We start from the raw sequence: 564 nt of genomic DNA, 5'->3' as shown, positions 1-564 counted from the left end.
TACCTGCTTACCGTACAGAAAGTACTCCGCTTGTAGTGCTCCTGCATGGAGGATCGTGGATCAGCGGAAACATGGAGGATGTTCTGTTTATTCAGGCTGCTCTGCAGCAACAGGGAATTGCCAGCGTTAACATGAACTATTGCTATGCCTCTGCTAGCAATGACTATGAAGGAATGATGGCTGACGTTGCCGCTGCCCTCGCTTTTGTCCGTAATCATGCAGACGAATGGCGGGTTCGTGATAAAGGTGTTGTTCTGTTGGGTGTAAGTGCTGGAGCTCATATGGGACTTTTGTATGCTTATGGGTATAAAAAGCCGGGAGAAATTAATGCGGTGATTTCCCTGGCCGGGCCAGGCAGCTTTTCATCGGAGTTCCTGGGTCTGGCTGCTTTATCAAGTCTTAAGCAAGCCATAGAATATATGGCAGGCGCGGCGATAACAGCACTGCCGCTGAATTCGCGATTTACCGAAGCCAGTCCTGCGGCCAAAATCAGCAATGTTCCAACACTTATGGTACATGGTACAGCAGACCTTACTGTTCCATACCAGCAGTCGGTGATACTGC

1 protein-coding gene is annotated in these 564 nt (G+C 49.5%); it reads left to right on the top strand.

Annotated features, from left to right (window positions below):
- Positions 1-35 precede the first annotated feature (35 nt).
- A partial coding sequence (locus ACNOHI_RS25345; protein ID WP_420477492.1) for an alpha/beta hydrolase fold domain-containing protein occupies positions 36-564 on the top strand: 529 nt, incomplete at its 3' end.

The organism is Noviherbaspirillum sp. ST9 (assembly GCF_048799745.1).
In the GTDB taxonomy this organism is placed as follows: Bacteria; Pseudomonadota; Gammaproteobacteria; order Burkholderiales; family Burkholderiaceae_D; genus Noviherbaspirillum.
This window is presented reverse-complemented; position numbering and strand designations above follow the sequence as displayed.